Annotated in this window: 12 protein-coding genes; 4 read left to right on the forward strand and 8 right to left on the reverse strand. The window is 73.1% G+C overall.

The genetic code is table 11. The features are described from left to right. Nucleotides 1-71: 71 nt before the first annotated feature. Entirely contained in the window at nt 72-245 is a 174-nt protein-coding gene (locus OG994_RS30160) for a hypothetical protein (protein WP_192902158.1), read from the forward strand. Nucleotides 246-373: 128 nt separating this feature from the next. On the opposite strand, the gene OG994_RS30165 is transcribed toward OG994_RS30160, so the two are convergent. Genes OG994_RS30165 through OG994_RS30175 form a run of 3 tightly spaced genes read right to left on the reverse strand, consistent with a single transcriptional unit; the run spans nt 374 to nt 4,118 of the window. Beyond that, nucleotides 374-1,492 (reverse strand): acetate/propionate family kinase, encoded by a 1,119-nt coding sequence (locus OG994_RS30165; protein WP_328851692.1) that lies wholly within the window; start codon nt 1,490-1,492, stop codon nt 374-376. Further along, nucleotides 1,489-3,573, reverse strand: a complete 2,085-nt coding sequence (gene pta, locus OG994_RS30170; protein WP_328851693.1) for a phosphate acetyltransferase — start codon at nt 3,571-3,573, stop codon at nt 1,489-1,491. The genes OG994_RS30165 and pta overlap by 4 nt, the downstream gene beginning before the upstream one ends. After that, nucleotides 3,570-4,118 (reverse strand): GNAT family N-acetyltransferase, encoded by a 549-nt coding sequence (locus OG994_RS30175; protein WP_328851694.1) that lies wholly within the window; start codon nt 4,116-4,118, stop codon nt 3,570-3,572. Before OG994_RS30175 ends, pta begins: the two co-directional genes overlap by 4 nt. A gap of 48 nt (nt 4,119-4,166) precedes the next feature. Between OG994_RS30175 and OG994_RS30180 the strand changes: the two genes are divergently transcribed. The 3 genes from OG994_RS30180 to OG994_RS30190 all read left to right on the forward strand — a co-directional run bounded on the left by OG994_RS30180 (nt 4,167) and on the right by OG994_RS30190 (nt 7,792). Continuing rightward, nucleotides 4,167-4,736 (forward strand): TetR/AcrR family transcriptional regulator, encoded by a 570-nt coding sequence (locus tag OG994_RS30180; RefSeq protein WP_328851695.1) that lies wholly within the window; start codon nt 4,167-4,169, stop codon nt 4,734-4,736. 133 nt (nt 4,737-4,869) lie between these two features. Next, nucleotides 4,870-5,592: a hypothetical protein gene (locus OG994_RS30185; protein WP_158610099.1), complete on the forward strand. Its 723-nt coding sequence runs from the start codon at nt 4,870-4,872 to the stop codon at nt 5,590-5,592. Next, nucleotides 5,585-7,792, forward strand: a complete 2,208-nt coding sequence (locus OG994_RS30190; protein ID WP_328851696.1) for a bifunctional polysaccharide deacetylase/glycosyltransferase family 2 protein — start codon at nt 5,585-5,587, stop codon at nt 7,790-7,792. The genes OG994_RS30185 and OG994_RS30190 overlap by 8 nt, the downstream gene beginning before the upstream one ends. Before the next feature lie 31 nt (nt 7,793-7,823). Here the strand turns inward: OG994_RS30190 and OG994_RS30195 are convergent, their stop codons facing one another. From OG994_RS30195 to OG994_RS30215, 5 genes are all read right to left on the reverse strand, one after another. Continuing rightward, nucleotides 7,824-8,864: a glycoside hydrolase family 6 protein gene (locus OG994_RS30195; protein WP_328851697.1), complete on the reverse strand. Its 1,041-nt coding sequence runs from the start codon at nt 8,862-8,864 to the stop codon at nt 7,824-7,826. Between the two features lie 35 nt (nt 8,865-8,899). Next, nucleotides 8,900-9,079 (reverse strand): DUF6104 family protein, encoded by a 180-nt coding sequence (locus tag OG994_RS30200; RefSeq protein WP_120329137.1) that lies wholly within the window; start codon nt 9,077-9,079, stop codon nt 8,900-8,902. 109 nt (nt 9,080-9,188) lie between these two features. Next, nucleotides 9,189-12,947: a multifunctional oxoglutarate decarboxylase/oxoglutarate dehydrogenase thiamine pyrophosphate-binding subunit/dihydrolipoyllysine-residue succinyltransferase subunit gene (locus OG994_RS30205; RefSeq protein WP_120329064.1), complete on the reverse strand. Its 3,759-nt coding sequence runs from the start codon at nt 12,945-12,947 to the stop codon at nt 9,189-9,191. A gap of 269 nt (nt 12,948-13,216) precedes the next feature. Then, nucleotides 13,217-14,029: an ABC transporter permease gene (locus tag OG994_RS30210; protein ID WP_328851698.1), complete on the reverse strand. Its 813-nt coding sequence runs from the start codon at nt 14,027-14,029 to the stop codon at nt 13,217-13,219. Then, nucleotides 14,026-14,964 (reverse strand): ABC transporter ATP-binding protein, encoded by a 939-nt coding sequence (locus OG994_RS30215; RefSeq protein WP_120329066.1) that lies wholly within the window; start codon nt 14,962-14,964, stop codon nt 14,026-14,028. The genes OG994_RS30210 and OG994_RS30215 overlap by 4 nt, the downstream gene beginning before the upstream one ends. Nucleotides 14,965-15,013 lie beyond the last annotated feature (49 nt).

The following is a 15,013-nucleotide window of genomic DNA, read 5'->3' on the forward strand; positions in this document are numbered from 1 at the left end:
GCCGGACGGCGACACCGGGAGCGGGCGGCCGCGGGCCGACCCCGTTGGACGGGCTTCGCTAGGGTCACGGCATGCCTGAGAACTACAGCGATCCGAGCGGCAACACCGAGGCGTTCCGCGCCTTCGCCCACAGCGCCGAGCCGGACGCCCCGGCCGGCACCGCCGGGCGGCTGCCGGTGGTCCTCGGCGCGGCCGTGGTCGCCGTCGTGCTGCTCGCCCTGGCCGTCTGGCTCGCCGTCGCCTGACCGTCATCCCGGCCTGGCCGTTGCCCTCGCCGTCGCCTGACCGCCGCCCCGGCCCCGCCGCTGCCCGGGCCGTGCGGGGTACGGCCGCCGATCCGACGCGGCCGCCGTGGCGCACGCCCCGCGACGGGTCAGGCGCCCTCGGCGACCACCTGGCGGGCCGCGCGGGCGATCTCGCGCTCCTCGTCGGTGGCCACGACGCAGACCGCCACCTCGGCCCCGTCGGCTGAGATGAGGCGGTCGCCGTCGCCGGCGTTGCGCGCCGGGTCGACCGTGATGCCGAGGCGGTCGAGGCCGGCCAGGGCGGCCTCGCGCACGGGCGCGGCGTGCTCGCCGACGCCCGCCGTGAACGTGATCGCGTCGACCCGGCCCAGCAGTGCGTAGTACGCCCCGACGTAGCCGGTGATGCGCCGGCAGTAGACGTCGAAGGCGAGGGCGGCCGCGGGATCACCGTCGGCCCGCCGGGCGAGCACCTCGCGCATGTCGTTGGCGCCGGTGAGCCCCAGCAGCCCGCTGCGGTGGTTGAGCAGGTCGTCGATCTCGTCCACCGAGAGCCCGCCCTCGCGGCGCAGGTGGAAGATGACCGTCGGGTCGAGGTCCCCGCTGCGGGTGCCCATGACCAGGCCCTCCAGCGGCGACATGCCCATCGAGGTGGCCACGCTGCGGCCGCCGGAGACCGCGCACGCGCTGGCCCCGTTGCCGAGGTGCAGGGTGATGATGTTCAGCGCGTCGTACGGGCGGCCGAGCAGGTCCGCCGTGCGGCGCGACACGTACGCGTGGGACGTGCCGTGGAAGCCGTACCGCCGGATGCCGTACCGGTCGGCCGTGTCGCGGGCGATCGCGTACGTCGAGGCGGACGGCGGCAGCGTGTGGTGGAACGCCGTGTCGAAGACCGCGACCTGCGGCACGTCCGGCAGGGCCTCCCGGGCCACGGCGATGCCCGCGAGGTTCGGCGGGTTGTGCAGCGGCGCCAGCGGGACCAGGTCGCGGATCGCGGCCAGCACCGCGTCGTCGATGAGGACGGGGCGCTCGAACTTCTTGCCGCCGTGCACCACCCGGTGCCCCACGGCGGCCAACCCGCACAGGTCCAGCCCGGCGAGGATGCCCCGGACGGCGCTCTCGTGGTCGGCCGGCCCGCCGCCCGGCTCGCCGATCCGCTCGACCGTGCCCTTGTCCCGCACCTCTTCGCCGTCGTAGAGCCGGTACTTCACCGACGACGACCCGCAGTTGAGCACCAGCACCCGGCTCATGAGACCTCCTCGGCCGTCGCGGCCGCCTGGATCGCGGTGATCGCCACCGTGTTGACGATGTCGGGCACCGTGGCGCCGCGCGACAGGTCGTTGACCGGCCGGCGCAGCCCCTGCATGACGGGACCGACCGCGACGGCCCCGGCGGAACGCTGCACCGCCTTGTACGTGTTGTTGCCGGTGTTCAGGTCCGGGAAGATGAAGACCGTCGCCCGGCCGGCGACGGGGCTGCCCGGCAGCTTCGTGGCGGCCACCGCCGGGTCGATCGCCGCGTCGTACTGGATCGGGCCCTCCACGAGCAGTTCCGGCCGGCGCCGGCGTACCAGTTCGGTGGCCGCCGCGACCTTCTCGACGTCCTCACCGGCGCCCGAACTGCCGGTCGAGTAGGAGAGCATCGCCACCCGCGGTTCGATGCCGAACCGGGCCGCGGTGCCCGCCGACGAGATGGCGATGTCGGCGAGCTGGGTGGCGTCCGGGTCGCGGTTGACCGCGCAGTCGCCGTAGACGAGCACCCGGTCGGCGAGCAGCATGAAGAAGACGCTCGACGCCACGGAGACACCCGGCACCGTCCGGATGATCTCGAAGGCGGGGCGGATCGTGGCGGCCGTCGTGTGGGTGGCGCCGGAGACCATGCCGTCGGCGTACCCGGCCCGCACCATGAGCGTGCCGAAGTAGTTGGGCTGCGCCACGACGTCGTGGGCCAGTTCCTCGGTGACGCCCCGGTGGGCGCGCAGCCGGGCGTACTCGGCGGCGAACGCGTCGCGCCGCTCGTCGGTGACCGGGTCCACGACGTGCGCGTCGCCGACGTCGACGCCCAGCTCTCGGGCCCGGCGGGCCACCTCGTCGGGCCGGCCCAGCAGGGTGAGGTCGGCGGCGCCCCGGCGCAGCAGGATCTCCGCCGCGCGCAGGATCCGCTCCTCGGTCCCCTCGGGCAGCACCACGTGGCGGCGCTGCCCGCGGGCGCGGTCGATCAGCTCGTTCTCGAACATCAGCGGGGTGACCCGCGCGGACCGGCTCACCCGCAGCCGCCGGGCCAGGTCCACGGTGTCCACGTGTGACTCGAACGCGCCGAGCGCGGCCTCGACCTTGCGCGGGTTGCCGGCGCTCAGGCGGCCCTCGATCCGGCTGGACGCGGCGACCGTGTCGAAGCTGTCCGTGCGTACGGAGAGCACGGCGAGGCCGGTGTTGAGCTGCTCGACGAGCCGCATGGCCCGCGGGTCGGGGCGCTCCCCGAGGGTGAGGACGAGCCCGGCGAGGGAGACCTGCCCGGCGACGTGGGCCGCGCTCGCCGCGACCAGCAGGTCGGCCCGGTCACCGGGGGTGATCATCAGGGCCCCCGTCGTCAGGTGCTCGAGCAGGGTCGGCACGTGCGCGGCGCCGACCACGTAGTCGAGCACGTCCCGGCTGAGCGCGGCGTCGTCGCCGGCCAGCACGGTCGCGTCCAGCGCCGCGGCCACCTCGGCCACCGTCGGTGCCGACACGGTCGGCACCTCGGGGATGGCGTACGCCGGCACGGGTAGCTCCGGCATCGTCATGGGGGCGGGCACCCGGTTGGCGACGACGGCGAGCACGGTGGCGCCCAGGTCCGCGAGATCGTGGTACGCGCCGCGGGCGGCCGCCGCGACGGCCGCCGGCTCCTGCTCGAAGCCGTCCACGACGGGCACCACGACGCTGCCGAACTCGGTGGCCAGGCGGGCGTTGAACGCGAGTTCGCGGGGCCGCGCCGGGTCGCCGGTGTCGTCGAAGTCGCTGCCCACCACGACGACCGTCGGGCAGTGACGCTCGACCGCCCGGTACCGCTCGACGATGCGGGAGATCAGCTCCTCGCGCCGGCCGTCGGCGACGAGCGTGGTGGCCTCGGCGTACGTGGCGCCGGCCAGCTCGGCCACCGGCAGGTCGACCCGGTAGCGCTCGCTCAGCAGGGCGAGGATCGGGTCCGGGCCGTTGCCGGGGACGAGCGGCCGGAACACGCCGATCCGCCCCACCTGGCGGGAGAGCAGTTCGGCCAGGCCGAGCGCGACTGTCGATTTCCCCCCGCCCGATCCCACGCTGGTGAGGTACACGCTCCGCGCCACGAACCTCACGCTACAAGATCGCGCTGCCCCGCGTCGGGGTCCTCGTGCCCGGGGCCGGTGCCGACCGGGGCCAGGTCCCGCTCGTACACCTGCCCGGTCAGGTCGACGCCGAAGCTGCGGTGCGGCTCCTCGGCGACGAGCCGGAACCCCCGGGAGAGGTAGATCCGGCGCGCGGCGACCAGTGGGTGGTTGGTCCACAGCCGCATCCGGGCGTACCCGGCGCGCCGGGCGAAGGTCAGGCACTCGTCGACCAGCCGACCGCCGAGGTGGCGGCCCCGCGCGGCCGGGTCGACCAGCAGGATCCGGAGCTGGGCGGTCTGCTCGTCGGCGGCGACGCAGAACACGCAACCGACCCGCCGGCCGTCGAGCTCGGCGATCCACGCGGCCTCCCGGTCGGGATCGTGACCGGCCGCGTAGTCGGCGACGATGCGGGCCACGAGCGCCTCGAAGCTCGTGTCCCAGCCGAACTCGGCGGCGTACATCTCGCCGTGCGCCATCACCACCCAGCCCAGGTCGCCGGGGCGGTCGAGCGGACGGATGAGCGGCTCACCCATGGGGCACCTCCACTACTGAAACAGTCGTTTCAGTGGCAGAGTAGCGCTGTGACTCCTGACGAGCGACCCCCCAGCGCCCGCCGAGAGGAACTCCTCGAGCGGGCCTACCGGTACGCGCTGGAACACGGGCTCTCCGAGCTGTCCCTGCGCCCCCTCGCCGCGGCCGTCGGATCCAGCCCCCGGGTCCTGCTCTTCCTCTTCGGCTCCAAGGACGGACTGATCCGCGCCCTGCTCGCCCGGGCCCGCGCCGACGAGACGGCCGCGCTCGACCGGGCCCGGAACGCGGGCGAGGCGGGCGACGTCGGCGCGGCCCTGCGCACCACCTGGGAATGGCTCGTGGCCCCGGCGCACCGGCCGATGCTGGTCCTCTGGCTCCAGGCGTACGCCCGCTCGCTCAGCGAGCCGGACGGCCCGTGGGCGGGTTTCGCCCGGCAGACCGTGGCGGACTGGCTCGACCTGCTGGCCGCCCGCACCGGCGGCGACCGCGCCGGGACCGACGCCGTCCTCGGCCTGGCGGTCCTCCGCGGCGCGCTGCTCGACCTGCTGGCGACCGGCGACGTGGCCCGGACCACGGCCGCCGTGGAGGCGTACCTGCGCCGCGTCGACGGTCCGTCCTGACGCTCGCTCGCGGCGCCGACGGCCGGCCGGGTCGGACGGCCCGCAGCCCTGGGCGAACCACCTCGGCCGGCATCCATATCCCGGGGTGGGAGGCCCGAAGAGATGCGAGGTCGTCTCGCTAGACTCGCTTCCCGTGACCGACCGCCCGACCGCCGCGCAGGCCGTGCCGACCCAGCGTCCGAGCGAGGCCCCGGCCGAGAGTACGACGGTCGTGCAGTCGCCAACCGAAGCTCCGGCCGCCGTCCGGCGCGCCGCCGGGACTCCGACCGTCGCGCCGGCCGTGACCGACAGCCCGACCATCGTCATCCCGGCCGTGACCGACAGCCCGACCGTCCTCATCCCACCGGTCGTGGAAAGCCCCACCATGGTGATGGCCGCCGTTCCGCGGCTGCCACCGGTCTTCGTCGACCCGACCGGCCGGCGGCGGATGCGCCTGCGGCGGGTCGCGTACGCCTTCGGGCTGGTCGGGCTCGCCTACACGGGGCTCGTCGGCGCGAGCTTCGCGGGGGCGTCGGTGAGCCCCGGATCGGTGCTGCCGTTCGTCGAGTCGACGAAGCAGCCCTGGCAGCCCCCGCCGATGCCCGCGGTGGCGCCGACCGCCGGTCCGACCGGCCCCGCCGACCAGCGGCCCACGCCGACCCAGAGCCACGCGCGGACCTCCCCGGCGCCTGCCGTGACCCCGAGCGCCACCCGCGCCCGCACCACGCCGAGCCCCACCCGCGCTCGCGCCACCCCGCCGACCCCCACCCCCGCGGACGGACGGCCCGGCCGTCCCGCCGAGCCGCCGGACACCGGCCGCCCGGCGCCGCCCACGGTGTCCGACGCGGCGGCGGCCCTCCAGCTCGACCATGGCTGAGCGGCTCTTCACCCGGCCCACCGAGCCCGCCCGGCCGCCCCGGGTCGCCCGGCACGGCCGCGCCCGGCGGGTCGTGCCACCACCGAGCTGGACCGTGCTGGGGATGCTGCTCGTCGTCCTGGCCGGCGTCCTCTTCGTGGGCGCGTACGCGAACGCCGCCTTCGTGCCCGACCGCCAGCACACCGACCACGGCCAGACCCGGGTTCCCGCCGACGTGGTGGACGGCGGTCCCATCCTCACGGCCGCCGACGGCGACGTCCGCTCCTACCGGCTCCCGGCCCGGACCCTCGCGCTCACCTTCGACGACGGTCCCGATCCCACCTGGACACCGGAGATCCTGCGGGTGCTCGCGAAGTACGACGTCCCGGCCACGTTCTTCGTCATGGGGTCGCAGGTCGCCCGGCACCCCGGGCTCGTCCGGGACATGGTCGTCGCCGGGCACGAGATCGGGGTGCACACGTTCACGCACCCCGACCTGGCCACCCTGCCCGGCTGGCGCCGCCGGCTGGAGTACGCGCAGACCCAGCTGGCGCTCGCCAGCGCGGCCGGCGTCGAGGCAACCCTCGTCCGCTTCCCCTACTCGTCGTTCGCGAACGCCATCGACGATCACGACTGGCCGCTGGTGACCGAGGCGGGCGACCTCGGCTACCTCACGGTGCTCAACGACACCGACAGCCTGGACTGGGAACGACCCGGCGTGGACCGGGTGGTCGCCAACGCCGTGCCCCCCGGATACTCCGGCGCGATCACCCTCTGGCACGACGCGGGCGGTGACCGGGCGCAGACGGTGGCGGCGTTGGACCGCTACATCCCGCTGATGAAGGAGCGGGGTTACCGCTTCACCACCGTGACGGAGGGGCTGAACCTCGCACTCGCGGCGGCCGGGATCGACCAACGGGCGGTCGCGAACCCGCCGGCGTCGGGTGCGGACCGCTGGCGCGGCACGATCCTCGCCTGGGCCGTGCGGGGCGCCGACGCCACACTGGGCCTGTTCGGGATCCTCTTCGTCGTCGTGGGCGTGCTCACCATCGGGCGTACGGTCATGCTGTTCGTCCTCGCGCTGCGGCACGCCCGCCGCCGCCGCTCCCGGACGTGGGCATGGGGACCGCCGGTGACCGATCCGGTGTCGGTGGTCGTGCCCGCCTACAACGAGAAGGAGGGGATCGCCGCGGCGGTCCGGTCGCTGGCCGGCGGCGACCATCCGGGCGGCATCGAGGTCATCGTCGTCGACGACGGGTCGACCGACGGGACGGCCGACATCGTGGACGCCCTCGGTCTGTCGAACGTCCGGGTCGTCCGGAAGCCGAACGGCGGCAAGTCCAGCGCCCTGAACACCGGCGTGGCGCTGGCCCGGCACGACCTGATCGTGATGGTCGACGGCGACACGGTCCTCGAGCGCGACTCCGTACGGCGGCTCGTCCAGCCGTTCGCCGACCCGCAGGTGGGCGCCGTGGCCGGCAACGTCAAGGTCGGCAACCGTACGAGCCTCATCGCCAAGTGGCAGCACATCGAGTACGTCATCGGCTTCAACCTCGACCGCCGCCTGTACGAGACGCTGCGCTGCATGTCCACGGTGCCCGGCGCCATCGGCGCGTTCCGCCGGCAGGCGCTGCGCTACGCCGGCGGGGTCAGCGACGACACCCTGGCCGAGGACACCGACATCACCATGGCGGTCGGGCGGGCCGGCTGGAAGGTGGTGTACGAGGAGACGGCCCGCGCGTGGACCGAGGCGCCCGCCACGATGGGCCAGCTGTGGAAGCAGCGCTACCGGTGGAGCTACGGCACCATGCAGGCGATGTGGAAGCACCGCCGGTCGTTGCTCGACCAGGGCGCCTCGGGCCGGTACACCCGCCGCTGCCTGCTGTTCCTCAGCCTGTTCGGTGTGCTGCTGCCGCTGATGGCGCCGGTGATCGACCTGCTGGCGATCTACGGCCTGTTCTTCCTCGACCGGACGGCGACGGCCATCGCGTGGCTGGTCATGCTGGGCGTGCAGTTCCTCACGGCGGCTGTGGCGTTCCGGCTGGACCGCGAGAAGCTGGGCGTGCTGTGGGTCCTCCCGTTGCAGCAGTTCGTCTACCGGCAGCTCATGTATCTCGTGCTGCTCCAGTCGGTCGTCACTGCGCTGACCGGCGGCCGGCTGGGCTGGCAGAAGCTGCGGCGCACCGGACTGGAACCGGCGGTGTCGAGCGGGAACGGCTGACGACGCCCCGCACCCCCGACGGCCGGCCCGGTCAGCGCGCGTTGCGGACCAGGCCGAGAGCGTACTGGGGCCACCATTCGCCGCCCTCCGGCTCGCCGGGGCGGCACGCGCCGTCCGACTCGCCCGGGTACTTGACCCACAGCAGCGCGTCCACCCGGTCCAGGCCCGGGTCGGCGGTCGGCTCCTCGCCGAGCGCCCGCCCCGGCGGATTGCACCAGCTCGGTGCGCCGTCCGCGGTCGCGTCCGGGTACGGGCCGTTGCCGTTGCGGCTGGTGTCGATCACGAACCGGGCGGCCCCGCCGAGGGCGTCGGAGATCCGGTGCCCGTAGCGGACGACCTCGTCGGTCCGGACGAAGTTCGCCACGTTGAGCGCGAACCCGTCGGCCTCGCCGACCCCGGCCTCACGCAGCGTCGCCGCGAGGGCGTTCACGTCGCCGATCCAGGCGGGGTGGCCGGCGTCGAGGTAGACCTGGGCGCTGCCGGTGCTCTTCAGGACCGCCACGGCGTCCCGGAGCAGCGCGAGCCGCCCGGGCACGTCGTGCGGGCAGCCCGAGACGGCGTCCGGTACCGCCCCGGGCTCGAGGACGACGATGACGGGCCGGCCGTTCACGCCGGACGCCAGATCGCGGATCCATCGCGCGTACGCCACGACGTCGCTGGCGCCCCCGTCGCCCTGCCGCCCGCAGTCCCGCTCCGGCACGTTGTGCGCCACCAGCACCGGCGTCTGGCCGGCCAGCTGCGCCTCTTCGAGGTAATCGTCCACCTCGTCGCGTACCGGGTCCTCCTCGCCGGTGAGCCACTTCGCGGTCGGGCGGGTGGCGATCTCGCGCAGCGCCGCGGCGTCGCCGGTCCGCCCCTGCGCCGCCAGGCGTGCCGCCTCCTCCTCGGCCGGGTTGTCCGGGTCGACGTAGAAGACCGGCGGTGGGGGCGGGGCGGCGGCCGTGGCGCCCGCCGCCGTGGTCGACGGGCGCGGCGGCGCCGGCTCGTCGCCGCAGCCGGCGAGGAGCAGGGCGAACGCGGCGCCGGCCACCACGGCCGATCGCCGGACGTGCGGGGGGAGAGGCGGTAGCACGGCGAACGTCCGTTCGTCGGGTGGGCGGACGGGGGTCAGTCCTCGTCCTCGTCGTCGAGGCGGGCGAGCCAGGTGGCGAAGCGCTCGACGGGGGTCTCGAACTCCGGGTTCAGGTCGACGAAGTCACGCAGGCGCTCGGCGAGCCACTCGACGCTCACCTGTTCGTCACCCCGGCGCTCGACCAGTTCCTCGATGCCGCGGTCGGTGAAGTACATCGGTCCGTCCTTGGTCCGGGCCCGGCGGGCGCCGGGCGGGGTGTCCACCGACGCGGCCGGGGCAGGGCCGTCCACGACGGCCCTGCCCCGGCTGACGACGGTGCTCAGGTCACGGGCGGGGGAGCGCCGCCTCGATCAGCGCGTTCTGCTCGACCTCGTGCATCTTGGCCGAGCCGACCGCCGGAGCGGCCGCCGCCGGGCGGGAGATCCGGCGCAGCCGCACGTCGGCCAGGTGCTCCAGCAGGTTCAGGGCGACGAACGACCAGGCGCCCTGGTTGGCCGGCTCCTCCTGCACCCAGGCGAAGTCCTCGGCGTTCGGGTACTGCGCCAGCGCGGCCCGGACCTCCTCGACCGGCATCGGGTAGAGCTGCTCGATCCGGATGATCGCGGTGTCCGTGATGCCCCGCTGCTGACGGGCCTGGTACAGGTCGTAGTAGACCTTGCCCGAGCAGAGCAGCACCCGCTTCACCGACTCCGGCGCCGGGGCGGCCAGGTCGGGCAGCACCGGCTGGAAGGTGCCCGTCGTGAAGTCCTCGACGGACGACACGCAGAGCCGGTGCCGCAGCAGCGACTTCGGCGTGAACACCACGAGCGGCTTCCGCTTCGGCGACAGCGCCTGGCGCCGCAGCAGGTGGAAGTAGTTCGCCGGGGTGGTCGGAATGGCGACCCGCATGTTGTCCTCCGCGCAGAGCTGGAGGAAGCGCTCCGGCCGGCCGGAGGTGTGGTCCGGGCCCTGACCCTCGTGGCCGTGCGGCAGCAGCAGGGTCACCGCGGAGCGCTGACCCCACTTGACCTCACCCGACGAGACGAACTCGTCGATGACCGACTGGGCGCCGTTGACGAAGTCGCCGAACTGGGCCTCCCAGCAGACCAGCGCGTTGACGTTCTCCACCGAGTAGCCGTACTCGAAGCCCATCGCCGCGTACTCGCTGAGCAGCGAGTCGTGCACGAAGAACCGGGAGCGCTCGCCGTCGCCGGTGAACGACTGGAGCGGGATGTAGTCCGCGCCGGTCCGCGCGTCGACGATCGAGGCGTGCCGCTGCACGAACGTGCCGCGGCGCGAGTCCTGCCCGGCGAGCCGGACGGTGACGCCGTCGTGCAGCAGGGAGCCGAACGCGATGATCTCGCCGAAGCCCCAGTCGATGTTGCCCTCGACCGCCATCTTGGCCCGCCGCTCGAGCAGCTGCTGGATGCGCTTGTGCGGGGTGAAGCCCTCCGGGAGGTTGACGTGCGCCTCACCGATGGCCCGGACGACCGAGGCGTCGGTGGCGGTGTCCACCTGCGGCTCCGGCTCATCCTCGCGGCGCGGCCGGCTGAGCTGCCGGGGCGCGGTGGCGGCGTCGCGCGTGGCCTTGAAGACCCGTTCGAGCTGGGCCTGGTAGTCGCGCAGCAGCTCCTCCGCGTCCTCGACGGTGATGTCGCCCCGGCCGATGAGCTCCTCGGTGTACAGCTTCCGGACCGACCGCTTCGAGTCGATGATCTTGTACATCTGCGGGTTGGTCATCGACGGGTCGTCGCCCTCGTTGTGCCCGCGCCGGCGGTAGCAGACCATGTCGATCACGACGTCCTTGTTGAACGCCTGGCGGTACTCGAAGGCCAGCCGGGCGACCCGGACGACGGCCTCGGGGTCGTCACCGTTGACGTGGAAGATCGGCGCCTGGATCATCCGCGCGACATCGGTGCTGTAGAGGCTCGACCGCGAGTACTCCGGCGCGGTGGTGAAGCCGACCTGGTTGTTGACCACCACGTGCACGGTGCCGCCGGTGCGGTAGCCGCGCAGCTGGGACAGGTTGAGCGTCTCGGCCACCACGCCCTGGCCGGCGAACGCGGCGTCGCCGTGCACCGCGAGCGGCAGCACCGTGTAGCCCTCCAGCTTGAGGTCTATGCGGTCCTGCTTGGCCCGGACGATGCCCTCCAGCACCGGGTCCACGGCCTCCAGGTGGGACGGGTTGGCCACCACCGAGACCTTCACCGAGTGGGCGCCGTCCGGGGTCGTGAACTTGCCGTTCTGCCCCAGGTGGTACTTCACGTCGCCCGAGCCCTGCGTGGAACGCGGGTCCAGGTGCCCCTCGAACTCCGAGAAGATCTTCTCGTACGGCTTGCCGACGATGTTCGCCAGCACGTTGAGCCGGCCGCGGTGCGCCATGCCGATGACGACCTCGTCGAGGCCCCCCTCGGCGGCCGCCTCCAGCACCTCGCCGAGCAGCGGGATGAGCGACTCGCCGCCCTCCAGCGAGAAGCGCTTCTGGCCGACGTACTTCGTCTGGAGGAAGGTCTCGAACGCCTCGGCGGCGTTGAGCCGGTTGAGCACGTGCTTCTGCTCGTCCGGCGTGGGCTTCTCGTACTTGCGCTCTATCCGCTCCTGGATCCAGCGCCGCTCCTCCGGGTCCTGGATGTGCATGTACTCGATGCCGACGCGGCGGCAGTACGAGTCGCGCAGCACGCCGAGGATCTCGCGCAGCTTCATGCGCTGCCGGCCGGCGAAGCCGTTGACGGGGAACTCGCGGTCGAGGTCCCACAGGGTCAGCCCGTGCTGGAGGACGTCCAGGTCCGGGTGCTTGCGGATCTTGAACTCGAGCGGGTCGGTGTCGGCCATCAGGTGGCCGCGCACCCGGTACGCGTGGATCAGCTCGTGTACGCGGGCCGTCTTGTTGATCTGGCCCTCGGAGTTGACCGCCACGTCGCGCACCCAGCGCACCGGCTCGTACGGGATGCGCAGCGAGGTGAAGATCTCGTCGTAGAAGCCGTGCTCACCGAGGATCAGCTCGTGCATGGCCTTGAGGAACTCGCCGGACTGCGCGCCCTGGATGACCCGGTGGTCGTACGTGCTGGTCAGCGTGATGACCTTGCTGACCGCCAGTTCGGCGAGGGTGGCCTCGGACATGCCCTGGTACGGCGCCGGGTACTCCATGGCGCCGACGCCGATGATCGCGCTCTGCCCCTGCATGAGCCGCGGCATCGAGTGGACGGTGCCGATGCCGCCCGGGTTGGTCAGGGAGATCGTCGTGCCCGCGTAGTCCTCCATGGTCAGCTCGTTGCGGCGGGCACGCCGGACGACGTCCTCGTACGCCTGCCAGAACTGCCGGAAGTCCATCTGCTCGCAGCCCTTGATGGAGGGGACCACCAGGTTGCGGCTGCCGTCGGGGCGGACCAGGTCGATGGCGATGCCCAGGTTGACGTGCTCCGGGCGGACCATGGCCGGCTTGCCGTCGACCTCGGCGTAGGAGTTGTTCATCTCCGGGTGCTGGACCAGCGCCCGGACCATCGCGTACCCGATGAGGTGGGTGAAGCTGACCTTGCCGCCGCGACCGCGGGCGAGGTGGTTGTTGATGACGATGCGGTTGTCGACGAGCAGCTTGGCCGGGACGGCGCGCACGCTGGTCGCGGTCGGCACGCTCAGCGAGGCGTCCATGTTCTGGACGATCTTCGCGGCGACGCCGCGCAGCGGCGTGGTCTGCGGGCCGGTGGCCTTCGGCGCGGCGGCGGCCGGCTTCGCGGGGGCGGGCTTCGCCGCCGGCTTGGCGGGAGCGGCCGGAGCCGCCGCGGCCGGCTTGCTCTCGGCCGGCTTCGCGGGAGCGGCCGCCGGCTTGGCGGGAGCGGCCGCCGGCTTGGCGGGGGCGGACTGCGTGACGGTGGCGACCGCCTCCTGCTGCTCGGCGGGCTCCGGGGCGGCGGCCGGGGCCGGCTTGCCGTCCGGTCGTGGGGTGGCCGCGCCCGGCGCCGGACGGTAGTCGGCGAAGAAGTCGTGCCAGGCCGAGTCGACGCTGTTGGGGTCGGCGAGATACCGCTGGTACATCTCCTCGACGATCCACTCGTTCGGGCCGAAACCCGCCAGTGGGTTCTCCTGCGAAGTCTGCTGGGTCGACACGGCCGCTAATCGCCTCTTTCACGCCGGTTCTGGTGTGGCACGCGGGCCCGCCCGGCCCTGTGTCAGAAGCCGGTGCGGGACGCCCCAAGGCTACGCCGTACGGATCCCCCAGGCATTTCCGCCTCCGTCGGGTGTTCCGTTTCACAGAAGATGCCAGAAGTTCAGTAAGCGCTGCGTGTCCCATTGACTCCTGCTATGACCGACGGCCCCGCGGGCGCTGGTGGGACACCACCGCCGCGGGGCCGTCGTGACCTGGCCGGACGCGCAGGTCAGGCGATGTCGCGCCGTCGGGTGATCAGGACGCCGGCGACGCCGCTGACGATGGCGTAGCCGACCAGCACGAGGGCGCCCACCCACCAGGCGGGCACGAACTCCGACTGCCCCTCGCTGATCATCACCTGGGACGCGACGGCGGGCCAGATCACCTGCCACTTGAGCACCGCCTGCGAGTCGAGCAGGTTCGACAGGAGCAGGAACAGCAGGCCGACCACCTGGGTGCCCACGAGGTAGAGCACGGCCGCGGTGATGACGGCCCCGAGCTGGTTGGTGATGAGCGTGCCGATGCCCACCCCGAGGATCGTCCAGATCGTGTACGCCAGCAGGTTGAACAGCAGCGCCCGCTGCACCGGCCACTCACCGAGCTGCGTGCCGTGGTCGTTGAGGGACAGGAACGTCGCGCCGGCCACGAGGTCGATCACCGTGGTGGCCAGCCAGAACAGGAAGCCCAGCAGGCTGGCGGCGGCCAGCTTGCCGAGGATCACCGACGTCCGCCGCGGCGTGGCGAGGAACGTCGTGGTCGCGGTCTGGTGGAAGAACTCGTTGGTGACCATCAGGATGCCGATGAGCATCACGAACATCAGCCCGAGGTACTGACCCGAGGTGTAGATGTTCGCCGCCTGCGCGGCCGGGGTCGCCTGCTCCCCGCTCACGCCGAGGGTTTCGGCGTCGCCGCCGAGCACCGTGCTGGCCATCCACGCGTTGAACGCGAAGGCCAGGGCGATCGACACGAACGCGCCGACGGCGAGCCACCACCAGGTGCTGGTGGTGCGGATCTTGAGAAGCTCGGCTCGGACCAGGTTCATCGGATCCCCGCCTTTCCGGCCGTCAGCTCCAGGAAGACCCCTTCGAGGTCGGGCCGTTCCGTGGTCAGTTCGTGCAGTTCGACGCCCGCGCCGAGGGCGGCCCGGCCGACCGTCGGGGCGTCCACGCCGGTGACGATCAGGGCGCCCTGCCCGTCGGCGTCCACGGTGGCGTTCTGGGCCTTGAGCGCGGTGACGAGGGCCTCGGCGTGCGGGGTGCGGACGCGGACCCGGGCGCCGCCGTGCGTCATCGACCCGATGACCTGCTCGACCGGCCCCTGCCGGACGAGCTGGCCCGCCGCGATGATGACCACGTCGTCGGCGAGCAGCTGCATCTCCGACAGCAGGTGGCTGGAGACCAGCACCGTGCGTCCCTCGTGGGCCAGGCCCTTGAGGAACCCGCGCATCCACCGGATCCCCTCCGGGTCCAGCCCGTTGGCCGGCTCGTCGAGGATGAGGACCCGCGGGTCGCCGAGCATGGCCGCGGCGATGCCGAGCCGCTGCTTCATGCCGAGCGAGTAGCCCTTGAACTTCCGCTTGGCCGCGGGGGTCAGCCCGACGAGGGCCAGCGCCTCGTCGGCGCGCCGCTTCGGCAGGCCGGCCGCCGCGCAGATCACCCGCAGGTGGTTGATCCCGGTGCGGCCCTTGTGCGCGCTGGACGCCTCCAGCACCGCGCCCACGTGCCGCAGCGGCTCGGTCAGGTCGGCGTACCGGTGTCCGCTGATGGTCGCCGTGCCACTGGTCGGCGTGACCAGGTTCAGCAGCATGCGCAGGGTGGTGGTCTTCCCGGCGCCGTTCGGGCCGAGGAAGCCGGTCACCCGACCCGGCTCGATCGTGAAGGACAGGTTGTTGACCGCCCGGACGTTGCGGTACTGCTTCGTCAGGCCGGACACCACGATCTGACCGTCACTGGTGGGGCTTCGCTGCCCGTCAGACATCGTTCTCCTCCCGTGCGGGTGGCGTCGAGGTACGCCGTTGCACAGCGTG

The sequence above is a fragment of the Micromonospora globbae genome (assembly GCF_036184225.1).
Taxonomy (GTDB): Bacteria; Actinomycetota; Actinomycetes; order Mycobacteriales; family Micromonosporaceae; genus Micromonospora; species Micromonospora globbae.

Excerpts from the sequence above, each read along its gene's own strand:
- OG994_RS30160 (WP_192902158.1), top strand. The coding sequence starts at position 72 with ATGCCTGAGAACTACAGCGATCCGAGCGGCAACACCGAGGCGTTCCGC.
- OG994_RS30165 (WP_328851692.1), bottom strand. The coding sequence starts at position 1,492 with ATGAGCCGGGTGCTGGTGCTCAACTGCGGGTCGTCGTCGGTGAAGTAC.
- OG994_RS30175 (WP_328851694.1), bottom strand. The coding sequence starts at position 4,118 with ATGGGTGAGCCGCTCATCCGTCCGCTCGACCGCCCCGGCGACCTGGGC.
- OG994_RS30190 (WP_328851696.1), top strand. The coding sequence starts at position 5,585 with ATGGCTGAGCGGCTCTTCACCCGGCCCACCGAGCCCGCCCGGCCGCCC.
- OG994_RS30200 (WP_120329137.1), bottom strand. The coding sequence starts at position 9,079 with ATGTACTTCACCGACCGCGGCATCGAGGAACTGGTCGAGCGCCGGGGT.
- OG994_RS30210 (WP_328851698.1), bottom strand. The coding sequence starts at position 14,029 with ATGAACCTGGTCCGAGCCGAGCTTCTCAAGATCCGCACCACCAGCACC.
- OG994_RS30215 (WP_120329066.1), bottom strand. The coding sequence starts at position 14,964 with ATGTCTGACGGGCAGCGAAGCCCCACCAGTGACGGTCAGATCGTGGTG.